Source organism: Saccharothrix tamanrassetensis, assembly GCF_014203665.1.
Classification (GTDB): Bacteria; Actinomycetota; Actinomycetes; order Mycobacteriales; family Pseudonocardiaceae; genus Actinosynnema; species Actinosynnema tamanrassetense.
On sequence record NZ_JACHJN010000003.1, the window covers coordinates 441,591 to 457,918 of the forward strand.

The window sequence follows — 16,328 nt, forward strand, 5'->3', positions numbered from 1 at the left end:
GTCTGGCCTGCGAACACGATCACCGTCGTCGACAAAGCCTCTTTGCACTCGAAGTCAGAAGGGGAACGGCGAAGTGTTGACCACGGACGACGCCGTCCGGGCTTTGCTGCTGCTCATGCCGCGGGCGGTCGGACGGGCCAAGCGCATCCCGGTGTCCAGGGAGCTCCAGTCGCTGTCACTGGCCCCACGGCACCTGTCGCTGCTGGCCTACCTGCTGTTCGACGGTCCGATGACCGTCAACGAACTCGCGCACCGCCTGGAGATCGCCCCCACGACGGTGAGCCTCATGGTGGCCGAACTGAGCCGTAAGGGCGTCCTGGAACGCCGTGAGGACGACAACGACCGCCGACGGCGCATCGTGAGCATCGCGGACGCCAAACGTCCGGCGATCGACACCTGGCTCGCACGGGGCGCCAAGGCGTGGCGCACAGCGCTGGAGCCGTTGACGCCGGATCAGCGCACGATGTTCGTGAACACGCTCACGGCGTACGAGAACGCCTTAGACGACTGAACGGGCGATCCGGCGCACCAACCCCGGCCCCTCGTAGATGAACCCCGTGTAGAGCTGCAACAGGCTCGCGCCGGCGTCCAGCATCCGCTTCGCGCCGTCCACGCTCGCGATGCCGCCGACGCCGATGATCGGCAGCTTCCCGTCGGTCTCCCGGCTCACGAACCGCACCACCTCACGGGCCCGTGCCGCCAGCGGCTTGCCGCTCAACCCGCCGGCCTCACCCGCCAGTGCCCGATCCGCCGGAGCCAGTCCGTCCCTCGAAAGCGTGGTGTTGGTCGCGATCAGCCCGCTGACGTCGTGCGCCGAGCACACCTCCAGCAGTTCCCCGATCGCCTCGTCGGTCAGGTCCGGTGCGATCTTCACCAGCAGCGGCTTCCGGGGCGAAGACCCCGCCAGCTCGGCCGAGGTCGCGTTCAACGCCGACAGCAGCTCGGTCAGCGCCGTCCGGTCCTGCAAGCTGCGCAGGCCCGGCGTGTTGGGGGAGCTGATGTTCACCGCGAAGTAGTCGCCGTGCCGGTACAGCGCCCGCAGCGACGCCTGGTAGTCCTCCACGGCCTCTTCGACGGGCGTGACCTTCGACTTGCCCAGGCTGATGCCCAGCGGCACGGTGAGCGGCCCCGACCGGTCCAGCCGGTTGGCCAGCTCCAGCGCGCCCTCGTTGTTGAAGCCCATCCGGTTGATGATCGCCTCGCTGTCCCGCAGCCGGAACAGCCGTGGACGCGGGTTGCCCGGCTGCGGGTGCCGGGTGACCGTGCCGACTTCGACGAACCCGAACCCGAGGGCGCCCCACGCGTGCAGCGCGCGGCCGTTCTTGTCCATGCCGGCCGCCAGTCCCACCGGGTTGGGGAACCGCACTCCGAACACCGTGCGCTCCCCGACGGGCTTGCGGCGCACGAACCGCGCCAGCGGGTTCACCGCCGTCAACGCGCCGAGCGTGGTCTCGTGGATCCGTTCCGCGTCCCCGCCGTGCATCCGGAACAACGTCTTGCGCACCACGCTCTTGTAGACCACGGCGGTAACTCTAAGCGATCGGCCCTGGCTGGCAGCGCGGGCACCAGTACGACGTGCGCTCCTGGACGCCCTGACCCTGCCCAGCGACCCGGATTCGCGTCCCGCACCGACGACAGGGCCGGCCCGCCCGTTCGTACACCCACGACTCCTGGCCGCGCCCCATCAGCCCCGTGGTGTTGCGGACCGGCCGGTTCGCGTTGGCCAGCAACAACTTCCGCGACAGGCGCACCGCCCGAGAACTGTCCACACCGGACACCGGCGTCCACGGCGACACGCCCAGCAGGAAGCACACCTCGGACTTGTAGACGTTCCCCACACCCGCCAGCACCCGCTGGTCGAGCAGGGCGAGACCGACCTCGCGCTCCGGGTCGGCGTCCAGCCGCCGCACCGCCTCCGCCTCGTCCTCGGCCGTCCACCCGCCCAGCAGGTCCGGCCCCAGGTGCCCGACCAGCCGCGACTCCTCGTCGGTCGGCACCAGTTCCAGGTCGTGCAGCGCGAACCCGACGGCCACCCGGTCCGGCACCTCCAGCACCACCCGCGCCTGGTGACCGGGTCGCCGCCATTTCTCGCCCGGCCGGTAGAGGTGCCACGAGCCGTCCATCCGCAGGTGGCTGCGCAGGGTCAACCCGCCGGAGAACCGGGTCAGGATGTGCTTGCCCACGGTCGCCACGCCCAGCACGTCCCGCCCGGACAGGTCGGCGGTGGCCAGCCTCGGGTGCCTCAGGTCGGCGCGCAGCAGCGTCCGCCCGGCCAGCGCCCCGTCCAGTCGCCGGCCGGTCAGGAAGACCGTGTCACCCTCTGGCACCGCTGTCGAAAGCCACCTTCAGCCCGAACCCCACCAGCACGGACGCGGTCAGCCGTTCGGTCCACCGCCGCACCCGCGGCCTGGTCAGCACCACCGCGGCCCGGCCCGCGAGCCACACCACGACGATCTGCCAGACCTGCCCGATGCCCACGTGGATGCCCACCAGCAGCGCCGCCCAACCCGTCGACTCGCCCGACGTGGGCAGGAACTGCGGCAGCAGGCTGAGGTAGAACACGCCGATCTTGGGGTTGAGGACGTTCGTGGTGAACCCGATCCGCAGCGCCTGCACGGGCGTGGTCGTGGGTGCTTCGGTCGGCTTCTCGGCCTGTGCGCCGCGCCACGACTTCCACAGCGCCGACCCGCCCAGCCACAGCAGGTAGACCGCACCCGCGTACCGCACCACGTCGTACGCGAGCTGTGAGGCCATCAGCAGCGCGGTCAGCCCGGCGATGCTCGCCGCGCCCCACACCAGGCAGCCCAGCGTCGTGCCGAAGCCGCCGACCAGTCCCGTGCGGCGGCCACCGCCGAGCACCATGCGCAACAGCATCATGGTGTCCAGACCGGGGGTGATCGTCAGCAGCAGCGCGGCGGTCGTGAACGCCAGCAGCGCGGTGGTGCTCACGCCTCGACCGCCTCCTGGATCTCCTCGTCGTCGAAGTCGGAGTGCACCGGACGACGACGGCTGCGGCTGATCCGCAGTATCCGCGCCAGCAGCAGGTTGAACGCCAGCGCGACCTCGCGCGCACCCGGCGTGCCCCATTCGTGGATCGGCATGCACGCGCCCTGCGCCTGCTGCACCGCCAGCCGGTCCGGCAGCGCCACCGGCATCACCAGCGGGCCGAAGATGTCGCGCAGCTCCTCGATGCGGAACTGGTGCTCGTGCGAGCGGGGGCGGACCCGGTTCACCACGACGCCCAACGGCTGGAGGTCCGCGTTGTGCTCGCGCTCGGACTGCACCGCCTCGAACGCCCGCTGAACGCCCGCCACCGCGAACATGGTGGGCTCCGTCACCAGCAGCGCCCGGTCCGCCGCGACCAGCGCCGACCGGGTCAGCTGACCCAGCGACGGCGGGCAGTCCAGCAGCACCAGCTGGTAGGGCACCTCTTCGTCCTCGGCGAGCACCCGCAGCGCCTCGCGCAGCCGGCCCAGCCGCGACTCGCCCGGGTCGGGGTGGTTGAGCAGCTCCGCGTCCTCCGAACCGGCCAGCACGTCCACGCCCTCGCCCCACGTGCTGGTGGCGATCGCCGCCCGCACCTTCTCCAGCGTGGGCTCCTGGAGCACGTCGTAGATGCTGGTGTCGGTGTCGTCGGGTTCCAGCGTGGAGGTGGCGTTGCACTGTGGATCCAGGTCGATGACGAGCGTCCGGACTCCGCGCCGCAGCGCGGCCGACGCGAGACCCAACGCGACCGTCGTCTTGCCTACGCCACCCTTAAGGCTGAGCACCGCCACCGTATGCACGAGGTGCAGCCTACGGTCTCTAGGCTCTAGTGCCATGCGACCGGACGCCGTACACAGGGTGCTCGACGCCGAGCTGGCCGCCGCGCGGGACCGCCGGGGTGGGGAACCGCCCAGGGTGCTGGACGTGGGCGGCGGCAGCGGCGTGTGGGCCGTGCCGCTCGCCGTGGCCGGCTGCACGGTGACGGTGGTCGAGCCCAGCCCGAACGCCCTGGCAACCCTGCACCGCCGGGCCACCGAGGCGGGCGTGACGGACCGCATCACGGCTGTCCAGGGCGACACGGACGTGCTGGACGCCGACGCGTCCGCCGACCTGGTGCTCGGGCACGGGCTGCTGGAGGTCGTGGACGACGCGAAGGTGGCGCTGGCGGCCCTGGCGCGTGCCGCCGCACCGGGCGGCGCGGTGTCGGTGCTGGTGGCGAACCGGTTCGCGGCCGTGCTGCACCGGGCCATCGCGGGCCGGCTGGTCGACGCGCGGCGGCTGCTGGACGACGAGGCGGGTCAGCTCGCCGGATCCCGCGAGCCGTTGCAGCGGCGGTTCGACGTGGCCGGATTGGAGGCGTTGGTGCTGGACGCGGGACTGAAGCTGGAGCTGCTCCAGGGCTACGGCGTGGTGTCCGACCTGGTGCCCGGCGCGGTGCTGGAGGGCAACCCGGGCGCGGCTGAGGCGCTGGCCGAGCTGGAACTGGCCGCCGCCACCCGGTCGCCGCTGCGCGACGTGGCGGCGCGGCTGCACGTGTTGGCCCGTCGGCCGGCCTGATGTTGCGGTAGAAACGTCGTCGGGCAAACGCTGTCGACCGACCGCCAGGAGTCCCGCATGGCAGATCCGCACTTACCCGAGGCGCGCTGATGACCTCGCGACTGCCGCCGGAGGCACTGGAACGCGAGGTCCGCCAGGCCGTCACGGGCGACCGGCTCGCCATCGCGTGGCTGCTGGCCTCGATCCGCCCGCTGGTGGTGCGCTACTGCCGGGCCAGGGTGGGGAGTCAGGAACGTTCGTTCGCCTCGGCGGACGACGTGGCGCAGGAAGTCTGCCTGGCCGTGCTGACCGCGTTGCCGACGTACAAGGACCACGGACGGCCGTTCCTGGCGTTCGTATACGGCATCGCCGCGCACAAAGTGGCCGACGCGCACCGCGCAGCCCTGCGCAACCGCGCGGAACCCGTACCCGAGGTGCCCGACGCGCCCACTGAGGAAGACGGCCCCGAGCAGAGCGCGCTGCGCGCCGAACTGTCCCGCCACGTGAAGGCGTTGCTCGGCATCCTGCCGGGCAAGCAGCGGGAGATCCTGATGTTGCGCGTGGTGGTGGGGTTGTCGGCCGAGCAGACCGCCGTCGTGGTCGGTTCGTCACCGGGCGCGGTCCGGGTGGCCCAGCACCGCGCCCTGTCACGGCTGCGCAGACAGGTCGACTCCGCCCGGCCCGCGGCGAAGGCCTAGTGCCGCCAGCGGGTCACCCGCGCGACCTCCTCGGGGGAGGCATCGGCGAACCGGTCGATCTCGCCGCGCCGCACGTCCGCGATGGTGGCGGCGAACTCCGCGCCGAACGCCTCGGCCAGCACCTCGTCGTCCTCGAACGCCCGGACCGCTTCGGTCAACGACGTGGGCAGCCGGCGCGCGTCGGCCAGGTGGACCGGGTCGACCTCGGCGGGCTCGGGCAGCCGCGCGTCGTCCACGATCCCGGCCAGCCCCGCCGCCAGCGTCGCCGCGATCACCAGGTACGGGTTGGCGGACAGGTCGTAGGACTTGATCTCCAGGTCACGGCCTTCGACGAGCCGCAGGGCCGTCTCCCGGTTCTCCACGCCCCACGCCGCGAACGCGCCCGCCCAGTGCGACGGCACCAGCCGCAGGTAGCTCGCCACCGAAGGGCTGCCGATCGCGCACAGCGCGGGCAGGTGGCGCAGGATGCCCGCGGCGAACGACTCGGCGTCCGGGCCGAGGGCGTGCGGCCGGTCTTGGGCCGCGAACAGGTTCCGGTGGTCCCGCCACAGGCTCACGTGCAGGTGGCCGCCGTTGCCGACGCCTTCCGCGACGACCTTGGGGGAGAAGGACGCGCGCATGCCGTGCCGGATGGTGATCGCCCGGATCGTCTCGCGGACCAGCACGGCGGTGTCGGCGGCGTGCACCGGGTCCTCGGGGGCGGTGGACACCTCGAACTGGCCCGGCGCGTACTCGGGGTGGAACTGGAGCACGTCGACGTCCTGCTCGGCCAGCGCCGCGACCAGGTCCACGCAGTAGTCCGACAGCTCGACCTGGCGGGCGTGGCCGTAGGCCGGGCCGGTGGTGGCCGGGCGGAAGTCCGCCGTGCCACCGTGGCCGACCGCCCACTCGACCTCGAAACCGGCCTTGACCTCGAAGCCGTGCACGGCGAGGCGGTCGGTCATGGTGCGGGCCAGCGCCCGCTCGTCCTGCGGGTGCGGTTCGCCGCGCCGGTCGTGGCGGTCGGCCGGGGTCCACGCCCAGCCGGGCTGACCGGCCAGGACCGTGATGCGGTCCAGGTCCGGGTGCAGCCGCAGGTCGCCGACCGGCCCGCCCGCGTGCCGCCCGGCGACGATCGTGTCGTCCAGCAGGAACGCGTCGAAGACGGGGGAGACGCCCACGCCGTTCGCGGCGGCGTCCGGGAGCCGGCGCAGGGGAACGGACTTGACCCGCGTGATGCCGCTGTGGTCGACCCACGTGATGGCGACCGCCACCACGTCCCGGTCGGCGAGGCCGTCCAGCAGGTCGGTCGCCCGGGCGTGCCGGTGGTCGCGTTCCGCGGTGTCCATGAGGTGCGTGGGTACACCAGGTCTCTACTCTTCAACAAGTGGACCCGCTGCTGCCGTACGTCGCCGAGCTGAACCTCGTGGACCATCACTGCCACGGGGTGCTGCGGGATGACGTGGACGCGGTCGGGTTCGAGGAGATGCTGACCGAGGCGGATGTGGTGAGCCCCTGGGGGACGTCGCTGTTCGAGTCCTCGGTGGGGCTCGCCGTGCGGCGCTGGTGTGCGCCTTTGCTGGACCTCTCGCCGCACGCGCCGGCCGCGGAGTACGTGGCGCGCAGGCGGTCGCTGGGGGCGGCGGAGGTGAACCGGGCGTTCCTGGTCGCTTCCGGGATCACCACGTTCCTGGTCGACGGGGGACTGTGGCCGGAGCGGCTGGTCGGACCGTCGGTGTTCACCGGATCGCGTGAACTACCGGTGATCCGCTTGGAACGGCTCGCCGAAGAGGTGATCATGGGCGGTGCCACGGGTTTCCCCGATCAGGTGCGCCGGGCGTTGGCGACAGCACCTGCGGTGGCCGCGAAGTCGATCGCCGCTTATCGGGTCGGCTTGGAGCTGTCCGGAGAACGTCCGTCGGATGCCGCCGTGGTGGCGGCGTGCGAGCGGTGGCTGGCTTCGGGCAGTGGCCGGTGCGCCGACGAGGTGATCTCGCGGTTCCTGGTGTGGGAGGCGCTGGAGCGTGGGCTGCCGGTGCAGTTCCACGTCGGCTACGGCGACCGGGACCTGGCGTTGCACCGGGCGGATCCGTCGCTGCTGACGGACCTGCTGCGGGCGACGGCCGTGCTCGACGTGCCGGTCATGCTGCTGCACAACTACCCGTTCCACCGCACCGCGGGCTACCTGGCGCAGGTCTTCCCGCACGTGTTCGTGGACCTGGGGCTGGCCACGCACAACCTGGGGCACCAGGCCGGCCGGGTGTTCGCCGAGGCGCTGGAGATCGTGCCGTTCGGGAAGTTCCTGTTCTCGACCGACGCGTTCGGACTGGCCGAGCTCTACCACCTGGGCGCGCTGTTCTTCCGGCGGGCGCTGTCGGACTTCCTGTTGTCCGGGCTGCGACGGCACGCCTTCGGCGAGGCGGACGCGGTGCGGATCGCCCACCTCATCGGGTCGGAGAACGCGCGCCGGGCCTACCGCTTGGACTAGACTCGTCGAACAAGCGTTCGAAGTCCTGGGTCGGTGCCGGAGGAGGTGGTCGTGGGTCGCAGCGGGGACCTGCCCCGTGGCCTGGTCGACCGGTTCCGTGCGCGGGGCGACACGTGGCCGGACGACACCGGCTGCGCGATGCTGCACGTCGACATGGACGCCTTCTACGCGTCCGTGGAGATCCGGGACAACCCGGAGCTGGCCGGGAAGCCGGTGGTGGTGGGCGGCACGGCGAACCGGGGCGTGGTGGCGTCGGCGAACTACCTGGCCCGCGAGTACGGCGTGCGCTCGGCGATGCCGACCTCGCACGCCCGGAGGTTGGCCCCCCACGCGGTGTTCGTGATGCCGAACTTCGCCCGCTACCAGGAGATCTCGCGCGGTGTGATGGCGATCTTCCGCGACATCACGCCGTTGGTCGAGCCGCTGAGCCTGGACGAGGCGTTCCTGGACGTGAGCGGGGCGCTGCGGCGGCTGCGGCTGACCCCGGCGGCGATCGCCCAGCTGGTCCGGCGCCAGGTGGAGCAGGCGCACGGGATCACCTGCTCGGTGGGCGTGGCGCCGACGAAGTTCCTGGCGAAGCTGGCGTCCGGCATGTGCAAGCCGGACGGCGTGATGGTCGTGCCGAAGACCGCCGTGCTGGAGTTCCTGCACCCGCTGCCGGTCTCCGCGCTGTGGGGCGTCGGCAAGCGCACCGCCGAACAGCTCGACCGGGTGGGCCTGGAGACGGTCGCCGACGTGGCCGCCACCCCGTTGCCGAGACTGCGCCGCGTGCTGGGCGTGGCGCTGGCCGAACACCTGCACGCGCTGGCCCGGGGTCTCGACGACCGCCCCGTGGTGCCGTCGACCCGGGAGAAGTCGATCGGCGCCGAGGAGACGTTCGAGGTCGACCACTTCGACCGCGAACTGCTCAGGCGTGAGCTGCTGCGGCTGTCCGAGCGCTCGGCGGCGACGCTGCGCTCGCGGGGTCTGCGCGGTCGCACGGTGTCGATCAAGGTCCGGTTCGCCGACTTCACCACGATCACCAGGTCGAAGACGCTGCGGGTGGCGACCGACGTGACCCAGGAGGTCTTCCGGACCGCGTCGGCGTTGCTGGACGAGCAGGTGCCGCCCGGCGCGGTGCGGCTGATCGGCGTGCGCATCGAGCAGCTGGTCCAGGGCGAGGACGGCGAACAGCTGATGTTCGACGCGCCCGAGCGCGGTTGGCGGGAAGCCGAACAAGCCGCGGACCAGGCCCGGTCCCGGTTCGGCCGGGCCGCGGTGAAACCGGCGTCGCTGCTCACCACGGCGGTGTCCCAGCCGAACGAGCCGCAGCCCCGGCCGGACCGCTGAGACGCGCCGGCGGGCAGCCGGTGGTTCGGTCTTCCGACGTTGCGGAACAGGCCGTTCGGGTGGTGGCGGCGGGCAGGGCGGACGTTCGGGACGATCACCGGGCACCCTGGGAGGGTGGACCGGTTCTGGGGCCTGCTCACCCCCGCCGAGCACGACGTGCTCGGCGCTACGGGCACGGAGCGCGAGTACGCCTCCGGCGCGGTGATCTGCAACGAGGGCGAGGTCACCCGGCACGTCCTGGTGGTCCGGCGCGGCCTGCTCCGGGTCACCGCCACCACCGCCGCCGGCGGTGAGAAGGTCCTCGCGGTGCGCGGCTCGGGTGACATCGTCGGCGAGCGCTCGGCCATCGACGGCCGACCCCGTTCGGCGACCGTCCGGGCCCTGGGCGCGGTCCGCGCCCTGGTGATCTCCGCGTCCGGGTTCGCCTCGCTGTGCCAGCGGTACCCGCGCATCGCGTGGGCCGTGCTGACCGTCGTGGTGGCCCGCCAGCGCGACACCGACCGCCAGCGGGTCCAGATCAGCGGCACGGCGACCCAGCGGGTGGCGGCCGTGCTGATCGACGTGGCGCTGGAGCGCGGCATCGCCGACCAGGGCGCGGTGGCGCTGAGCCAGGAGGAGCTGGCGGGCATCGCCGGCACCTCCCGCGAATCGCTCGTGCGGGTGCTGCGGTCGCTGCGCGAAGAGGGCATCATCAGCACCGGTCGGCGGAAGATCGACATTCTCGAAGTCGACCGCCTCTACGACCTGACGACGTGACCGGAAACGGGTCCTACCTGCAATTTCTCCTTGTGCGTCATCTGACGCAGAACATCCGCGCGCGACCCCCTACAACTGAGTTACGCCGAACTCAGAGGGGGAGCGATGACCCAGAACGAGGAACCTGCCAGGGCCCGCCGCCGGTTCACCGAACGTCTTGCGTGCACCCTGCTGTTCACCGTGGTCCAGCTGTGGTCGGCCGCGGTGATCGTCACCCAGCTGGAGACCAGCGGCATCGTCGCGCTGGCCGTGGCGCTGGTGCTGGCCGGGGGGCTGGTGGCGGTGGCCGACGCGTGGCGCGAGGTGCGGTCCGACCGGCGGCAGCTGGACGACGAGATCCGGGAAGACCTGGTCCGGCTCTAGCCCACCTCGGTCCGGGCGCCGGTCCGGGCCGGGACCACACGAACCACACGGCGGCTGACGAGGGGTGGCCGCCGTTGCCGAAGAGGCCTTCCACGGGCGGTCGGGTCTGTGGAAGGCCTCTTCACGTCCGGAGTTGTCCACAGGCCCCGGAGTTGTCCACAATTCGTGATCAACCGGTCGACGCGGCCCCCGAAGAAGTCGATCGTGGACCCATGCACACCACGAACCGAGCCACGATCAGCCTGGACGCCCTGGCCGCCCTGTTCCCACACCGGGTGGCCACCGCCTCGGAACTGCTCAGCCTGGGCCTGCGCGACGACGAACTCACCACCCGCTGCCGGCCGGGCGGCCCCTGGCAGCACGTCCTGCCCGGAGTCCTGCTGCTGACCCGAAAACCCGCGAGCCGCCCACAACGGGTGCAGGCGGCCCTGCGCTACGCCGGCCCGGACGCCCGGCTGACCGGGCTGGACGCCCTCCAACTGCACGGCATGCGAGCCGTCCCCGCCACCGGCCCGGTCCACGTCCTGTCCGCCGGACCGGCGGACCCGACCCCCGGAGTCCGGGTGGTCAGGACCCGCCGGCTCCCGCCCCCGGTACTGCGCAAGGGCTTCCTCACCGCACCCCTGACCCGAGCCGCCGTGGACGCGGCGAGATCGCTGCTCCCGGACCAGGACGCGGTGCGGGCGGTGCTGACCGAGGCCGTGTGCCGGGGTGGCGCGCGCGTGGCGGACCTGTGCAAAGGTCTGTCCAGAGGAGCCGAACCCGCGAAGCAGGTCCTGCGGGACCTGTCCGACGGCATCCGGACGGTTCCCCAGGCGTGGGCGAGGGACGTCCTGTCGGACCTGCCGCTGCCGGCACCGAGGTGGAACGCGGAGGTGCGCACGGCGGAAGGCACCCCGCTGGGCCGGGCAGACGTCTGGTGGGAGGACATAGGCCTGGCCTGGCAACTGACCCCGCACCCGGACGACCTCCTGGCGGCGACCGGGGTGGTGGTCCTCCACACCACGGCCGGAGAACTACGCCGATCGCCTGCCCTGGTGGCGCAGTCCCTGCACCGGGCGACCGTCCGGGCGAAGTCCCGCCCCAGACCGGGGGTGACGGCGACACCCTTACCCGTGACGATCCCGGCCCAACGCCGCCGCTGATCCACCCCGACCACGTGTGGCCGCTGATCGACTCGACCACGTGCGGCTGCTGATCGACTCGATCACTTGTGGCCGCTGACCCACCTCGGCCACTCGGGTGGCGCGTCCGGGCGGGTGCTTCGTGATCCCGAACCGGGGACGGGCGTACCCGGGACGTACCGAAGGCGACCCTGATCGGGTGTTGTCCGGGTCACATCGTTGCCGACCGGGGGTCGGTAAGGGCTTGACAATTGACCTTCGGGGCGGTTTTCGCGACCTTACGGTGGTCTGACCGTTGACCCGTGAGGATGATGGTGACCGAACGAACCGCTTAGGGGCGGGGACTGGGTAGTCGGCGAGGCCCGCGAATCGTATCCTGGTTGTGACGCCCCCAGGGTGGGGCGTCCGCCGGGACCGGCGGCAACCGTGAACACCCGGCGCCCGCGACCGCTGTGCCGGAGGAGGAGCCATGCCACTCTCCGAGCACGAGCAGCGACTGCTCGACCAGATCGAGCGCGCGCTCTACGCCGAGGACCCGAAGTTCGCATCCACTGTGCGCGGTGCCAAGCTGCGCAAGCCGTCACGACGGCGTCGTTTCCAGGGCATCGTGCTGTTCGCCGTGGGCGTGGCGCTGCTGGTGACGGGTGTGATGTTGCCGAAGCTCGCTGGTATCCCGGTGGTGAGCGTGGTCGGCTTCCTGGTGATGTTCTTCGGCGTACTGCTCACCGTGACGACGTTGCGTCGTGGTGAGCAGGGTGCCGAGGAACCCACCGAAGAGGGAAGTCGGCCGAGCCGCAGCTCGTTCTCCCAGAAGATGGAAGAACGTTTCCGTCGTCGCCTAGAGGACGAGTAGACAACACCTGCCCACCCGACGCACACGGCCCGCGCCCCTTCACCGGAGCGCGGGCCGCGCGGTATGCCCGCCAACCGGCCACGCCACCGACGCGTCCCGGGGTGCCACCACGGCTCGGACGACCCCGATGATCAAGACCCGCCCGGGAGACGCCGGCGCGCCCGCCCGACTGGGCGCCGGCATGGCCGCTCGACGCCTCACGCCCCCCGGTCCGGAGCTTCAACGACTCCCTCGCCACCGACGTGTCCGCCCCTGAACACCTGAGGGGGACACATCGGGCCGGGCAATCGGGCAGCACGGCCGGGCCGGGCGGCACAGCCGGGCCGGTAGCGGGTAGTCGGCCAGCGCAGCCGAGCCGGGGTAGTCGGGCACAGTCGGGCTGAGCGGTCGGGCTGAGCAGTCGAGCCGGGCGGCACAGCAGGGCCGGGCCGGACGGCTGAGTCGGACGGCTGAGTCGGACGGCTCAGGTGGGCGGCTCAGGTGGACGGCTGAGCCGGGAATCGGGTCAGTCGTCGGACTCCGGGGTCGGGTTCGGCTGGAGCACGGATCGGGGCAGCACCTTCGCGCGCAGCGCGAGCGGTGCGTTGCGGGTGAGGCTGCGGCGGACGTTGTCGAACGCCTGCGGCAGCGCGGGGTCGGCCTCGGCGCGGGTGCTGTACCAGGAGCGCTCCACCGCCCCCACCAGCGTCCGCAGGCCGTCGCGTCCCTGTTCGTCCAGGTTGTGCGCACGGGCCATCCGGCGCGCGGCCACCCGGACGGTCTCCGTCGTCGGCACGCGGGTACCCCGGTCCACGGACTCGGCGAGCAGTTCCTGCCAGGCCGCGCCCGCCGCGTCCGGTCCGAGGCCGGCCACGGCCTGCAACCGGGTGCGCCGCCGCACGCCGCGCAGGCCCGCGGGCACCGCCGCCACCAGAGCGACCAGCACGGGCACCGCCAGCCACCACGACAGCAGCGCCACGGTCAGCGTCACCCCGACCAGCCCGGCCACCACCGCCACACCGACGAGCACCGGCAGCAGCCACGGTGTCCGACGCAGCCAAGCCGCGCCCGGTGAACCCCGCCTCCGCCCGCGCCCGGCCAGCAGCAGCGCCGTCAGCAGCACGGCGAGACCGGCCGAGATCAGCAGGGTCGCGGTGTGCCAGGTGGGGATCGGCTCGGAAATCTCCGACTGGCCGTCCTCACCCGTGGCACCGGGGGCGGCGGAGGTCGAGCCGCTGGGGGCGGTGGTCGTCGTGGTGGGGGTCGTGGTCGTGGTGTCCGTCGTGCCGGTCTCTTCGCCGTCCGGGTTCAGGCCCGCGATGTACGGGGGAACCACGCCGCGGCCGTCGGACAGCGGGGTCGGGTCGAAGACCATCCAGCCGTAGCCGGGGAAGTAGATCTCCACCCACGCGTGGGCGTCCTGCGTGGTGATGGTCTGGAAGTCCTCGATCGGGAAGCCCGCCGTGAAGCCCATGGCGACGCGCGACGGCAGCCCCACCGAGCGGGCCATGATCGCCATCGCCGACGCGTACTGCTCGCAGTAGCCCCGCTTGCCGGTGAAGACGAAGTCGCGCAGCGCGTCGCTGGTCTGCGGGCCGCTGGTCTGCGTCGTGTACGTGAAGCCCTGGGTGCCGTCGGTGAAGTAGCGGTACAGCGCGTTGGCCTTGTCGAAGGCGTTGTCCTGGTCGCGCGTGATGTCCCGGGCCAGGTTCGTCACCTCCGGGCTCACGCCCGGCGCCTCCAGGTACGCGTCCTCGACGTCCAGCGCGCTCGACGCCCCGCGCAGCGCGTCCTGCGGCGGCGTCTTCAGCACGGTCTGCATCTTGTACGCCCCGGCCTGCCGGGCGCGCACGCTGTAGACCATGCCGCGCACCGGGTCGTAGCGCCAGTTCTCGTCGACGTCCTGCATCCGGCGCGGCCGGCCGTACACCGGCAGCCAGTTGTCCAGCCAGTCGACCGGCTCGACGCTGATCTCGACGGTCTCGCCGTCGCCGGGGTCGCCGGGCTGGGCGGGCAGCTCGCCGTTCGCCGCGACCCCCGCCGGCAGGTCGTCGCCGATGCGCCAGCCCTGGTCCGGCACGTACTCGCGCAGCGTCATCGCCCGCAGGTAGGACGCCTCGGGCAGGCCGCGCACCCGGAACAGCTCGCGGTTCGCGCCCTGGTTGAGCATGCCGCGCAGCTCGGTCATCGGGTCGAGGCCGAGCTTGCCCGCGCCGCCGCCCACGGTGTCCCCGGTGCCGGGCAGCCGCCCGACCGTGCCGACCAGGGTGAACACCCCGCCCGCGAGCAGCGCGATCACCACCGCCAAGCCCGCGACGGCGGTCGCCGCCGGTCCCGCCCCGCCGCCGCCCCGGTTGGGCAGCCTGCCGCGCCACGCCTCGTGCCGGTGCTGCCCGTCGACGGCCAGCAGCAGCGCGAACGCCCCCGCGCCGAACGCGAACGTCCACAGCGGCAGCATCTCGTCGGCCAGCGACGCGGGCACCGCGAACACGCACAGCAGCACCAGCCCGGACGCGGCGGGTGCGGACGCGCCGACCGCGAGCAGGTCCACCAGCACCGCCACCAGACCGATGGCCACCATCACCAGGCACCGCATGGCGTCGCTGTCGTCGACCGGCGGCACCCCGGTCTGCACCTCGGCGATCGCGTTGCCCAGCACCGCCAGCAGGTCGGTCAGCGACTGCGGGCCGGGGAGGACCACCAGCACGCCGGTGCGGGTGAAGATCGTCACCAGCAGGCACAGCAGCGCGAACACCTGCCCGAGGCCCACCAGCGGGATGGGCAGCCGGGCCGCGCGCAGCAGCACGCCGGTGCCCGCCACCACGATGATCGCCACGGCCAGGTTGACCAGCCACACCACGCCGCCGATCACGCTGGACAGCGCGGTCGCCGCGCACAGCGTCGCCAGGCCCGCCACGGCGGGCGTCGCGCTCACCACCCAGTTGCCCCCGGGGGCAGTCCTGCCGGCCACTCAGCCCACCTCCGTGCGCACCACGGGACCGCGGTTGCCCGCGCTGTGGCACAGCTCCTGCCAGACCTGCCCCATCGGCGTCGCCGGCCGGGCCACCACGGCGCCCCAGCCGGCCGCGGTGAGCAGGCCCCGCGCCTCCTCCGGGTCGGGGGCGGGGTCCTCGGTGGCCGCCGCCCACGCCCGCACGTCCATCACCACGGCCAGGCTGCGCATCCCGCGCGGCCGGTTGCGCACCAGCGCGTCCACCACGGCGGGCGTGGAGCCGCCGAGGATCGCGATCACCTCCTGGCCCGCGCCGGGGTCCAGGCCCGCCGCCGGCTCGCGGCGGTGAGAGGGCTGCAACGCGGCCAGCGAGTCCAGCACCACCGCGTCGCTGTGCCCGCCGTCGCCGGCACCGCCCGCCAGCACCCGCCCGTCGTCGCCGACCAGCCGCACCTGGTGCCCGAACCGGTGCAGGTGCAGGCACACCGACGCCGCGAACGACACCGCCCACTCCAGCGACGAACCCGGGCCGGTGCCCCGGTGCGCGACCTGCCGGTGGTCCAGCAGCACGGTGGTGCCGCCGCGCCACGGCCGTTCCTCGACGCGCACCATCAACTCGTCGCGCCGGGCCGTCGAACGCCAGTGCACCTTCCGCAGGTCGTCGCCGTGCCGGTACTGCCGCACCACGGCGTCGTCCTCGCCCTGCCCGGTGCGCAGCCGGATCGAGCCGTCGTCGCCCGCGCCCATGCCCGAGCCGCTGGGCAGGCCGGTCAGGCCCACCACGCGCGGCACCACGACCAGCTTGGAGCGGCCCGCGAGCTCGCGGTCGAACTCGGCCAGCCCGAACGGGTCGGTGACCCGCGCCATCAGCGGGCCGACCTGCTGGATGCCGCGCAGCACCGGCTTGAGCGGGTAGCGCAGCGCGGTGACCGTGTTGCGGGGCAGCCGTTCCACCACGAACCTGGGGCGCGAACCGAGCGCGTACGGCACCGCGTCCTCCAGCAGCAGGCCGCCCGTGGGCAGCCGGCCCGCGGACCGCAGCTCCACCCGCACGTCGGTCGCCGAACCGACCTGGACCCGGCTGGGGAACAGGAACCGGGCGGCGTGCAGCCCGACCCGCGCCCGCTGCGCGAGCAACGCCGCCAGCAGCGGCAACGCCACCACGAACACCGCCACGCGCAGCAGGTCGCGCTCGTTGAGCACGATCGCGCACAGGCCGGCGGCGAAACCGGCGGCGAGGAGGCATCGTCCCCTGGTGGTCAGGCCGGACAGCGCTCCCCGCATG

The 16,328-nt window shown here is 72.7% G+C and carries 16 protein-coding genes; 9 read left to right on the forward strand and 7 right to left on the reverse strand.

All coding sequences use genetic code 11. The annotated features are described in order from the left end of the window. Positions 1-76 precede the first annotated feature (76 nt). Positions 77-511, forward strand: a complete 435-nt coding sequence (locus FHS29_RS11230) for a MarR family winged helix-turn-helix transcriptional regulator (RefSeq protein WP_446689063.1) — start codon at positions 77-79, stop codon at positions 509-511. Here FHS29_RS11230 and FHS29_RS11235 read toward each other — a convergent pair. Genes FHS29_RS11235 through FHS29_RS11250 form a run of 4 tightly spaced genes read right to left on the reverse strand, consistent with a single transcriptional unit; the run spans position 500 to position 3,785 of the window. Beyond that, positions 500-1,522 (reverse strand): quinone-dependent dihydroorotate dehydrogenase, encoded by a 1,023-nt coding sequence (locus FHS29_RS11235; protein ID WP_184690512.1) that lies wholly within the window; start codon positions 1,520-1,522, stop codon positions 500-502. The genes FHS29_RS11230 and FHS29_RS11235 overlap by 12 nt on opposite strands. Positions 1,523-1,532: 10 nt before the next feature. Further along, positions 1,533-2,327 (reverse strand): DNA-formamidopyrimidine glycosylase family protein, encoded by a 795-nt coding sequence (locus tag FHS29_RS11240; protein WP_184690513.1) that lies wholly within the window; start codon positions 2,325-2,327, stop codon positions 1,533-1,535. After that, positions 2,314-2,949, reverse strand: a complete 636-nt coding sequence (locus FHS29_RS11245) for a LysE family translocator (protein ID WP_184690514.1) — start codon at positions 2,947-2,949, stop codon at positions 2,314-2,316. The genes FHS29_RS11240 and FHS29_RS11245 overlap by 14 nt, the downstream gene beginning before the upstream one ends. After that, positions 2,946-3,785: a ParA family protein gene (locus FHS29_RS11250; RefSeq protein WP_184690515.1), complete on the reverse strand. Its 840-nt coding sequence runs from the start codon at positions 3,783-3,785 to the stop codon at positions 2,946-2,948. The genes FHS29_RS11245 and FHS29_RS11250 overlap by 4 nt, the downstream gene beginning before the upstream one ends. 34 nt (positions 3,786-3,819) lie before the next feature. Between FHS29_RS11250 and FHS29_RS11255 the strand changes: the two genes are divergently transcribed. Together FHS29_RS11255 and FHS29_RS11260 are read left to right on the forward strand one after the other, a co-directional pair. Beyond that, on the forward strand, positions 3,820-4,542 hold the full coding sequence (locus FHS29_RS11255; RefSeq protein WP_184690516.1) for a class I SAM-dependent methyltransferase: 723 nt from the start codon (positions 3,820-3,822) through the stop codon (positions 4,540-4,542). A gap of 89 nt (positions 4,543-4,631) precedes the next feature. Beyond that, a complete protein-coding gene (locus FHS29_RS11260) occupies positions 4,632-5,219 on the forward strand; it encodes a sigma-70 family RNA polymerase sigma factor (protein WP_184690517.1) in 588 nt (195 codons plus the stop codon). On the opposite strand, the gene FHS29_RS11265 is transcribed toward FHS29_RS11260, so the two are convergent. Continuing rightward, on the reverse strand, positions 5,216-6,547 hold the full coding sequence (locus FHS29_RS11265; protein ID WP_184690518.1) for a type I glutamate--ammonia ligase: 1,332 nt from the start codon (positions 6,545-6,547) through the stop codon (positions 5,216-5,218). The two genes, FHS29_RS11260 and FHS29_RS11265, sit on opposite strands and share 4 nt — an antisense overlap. A 38-nt stretch (positions 6,548-6,585) precedes the next feature. Between FHS29_RS11265 and FHS29_RS11270 the strand changes: the two genes are divergently transcribed. The 6 genes from FHS29_RS11270 to FHS29_RS11295 all read left to right on the forward strand — a co-directional run bounded on the left by FHS29_RS11270 (position 6,586) and on the right by FHS29_RS11295 (position 12,111). Continuing rightward, positions 6,586-7,686, forward strand: coding sequence for an amidohydrolase family protein (locus FHS29_RS11270; protein WP_184690519.1), 1,101 nt, complete (start codon positions 6,586-6,588; stop codon positions 7,684-7,686). Between the two features lie 51 nt (positions 7,687-7,737). Further along, on the forward strand, positions 7,738-9,015 hold the full coding sequence (locus FHS29_RS11275) for a DNA polymerase IV (RefSeq protein ID WP_184690520.1): 1,278 nt from the start codon (positions 7,738-7,740) through the stop codon (positions 9,013-9,015). A gap of 114 nt (positions 9,016-9,129) precedes the next feature. Beyond that, entirely contained in the window at positions 9,130-9,771 is a 642-nt protein-coding gene (locus tag FHS29_RS11280) for a Crp/Fnr family transcriptional regulator (RefSeq protein ID WP_184690521.1), read from the forward strand. Between the two features lie 105 nt (positions 9,772-9,876). Beyond that, positions 9,877-10,134: a hypothetical protein gene (locus FHS29_RS11285; RefSeq protein ID WP_184690522.1), complete on the forward strand. Its 258-nt coding sequence runs from the start codon at positions 9,877-9,879 to the stop codon at positions 10,132-10,134. 212 nt (positions 10,135-10,346) lie between these two features. Further along, positions 10,347-11,279: a hypothetical protein gene (locus FHS29_RS11290; protein WP_184690523.1), complete on the forward strand. Its 933-nt coding sequence runs from the start codon at positions 10,347-10,349 to the stop codon at positions 11,277-11,279. A gap of 448 nt (positions 11,280-11,727) precedes the next feature. Beyond that, positions 11,728-12,111 carry an SCO2097 family morphological protein gene (locus FHS29_RS11295; protein ID WP_184690524.1) on the forward strand — a complete coding sequence of 128 codons (384 nt, stop codon included), beginning with the start codon at positions 11,728-11,730 and terminating at the stop codon, positions 12,109-12,111. A gap of 505 nt (positions 12,112-12,616) precedes the next feature. Here FHS29_RS11295 and FHS29_RS11300 read toward each other — a convergent pair. Further along, positions 12,617-15,061: a transglutaminase TgpA family protein gene (locus tag FHS29_RS11300; protein WP_184690525.1), complete on the reverse strand. Its 2,445-nt coding sequence runs from the start codon at positions 15,059-15,061 to the stop codon at positions 12,617-12,619. After that, positions 15,062-16,327, reverse strand: a complete 1,266-nt coding sequence (locus FHS29_RS11305; protein ID WP_184690526.1) for a DUF58 domain-containing protein — start codon at positions 16,325-16,327, stop codon at positions 15,062-15,064. Between the last annotated feature and the right edge of the window lies 1 nt (position 16,328).

Bases quoted from the DNA above. Each gene is read 5' to 3' on its own strand.
- FHS29_RS11305 (WP_184690526.1), bottom strand. From the start codon at position 16,327: ATGCGGGGAGCGCTGTCCGGCCTGACCACCAGGGGACGATGCCTCCTC.
- FHS29_RS11255 (WP_184690516.1), top strand. From the start codon at position 3,820: ATGCGACCGGACGCCGTACACAGGGTGCTCGACGCCGAGCTGGCCGCC.
- FHS29_RS11295 (WP_184690524.1), top strand. From the start codon at position 11,728: ATGCCACTCTCCGAGCACGAGCAGCGACTGCTCGACCAGATCGAGCGC.
- FHS29_RS11285 (WP_184690522.1), top strand. From the start codon at position 9,877: ATGACCCAGAACGAGGAACCTGCCAGGGCCCGCCGCCGGTTCACCGAA.
- FHS29_RS11265 (WP_184690518.1), bottom strand. From the start codon at position 6,547: ATGGACACCGCGGAACGCGACCACCGGCACGCCCGGGCGACCGACCTG.
- FHS29_RS11290 (WP_184690523.1), top strand. From the start codon at position 10,347: ATGCACACCACGAACCGAGCCACGATCAGCCTGGACGCCCTGGCCGCC.
- FHS29_RS11260 (WP_184690517.1), top strand. From the start codon at position 4,632: ATGACCTCGCGACTGCCGCCGGAGGCACTGGAACGCGAGGTCCGCCAG.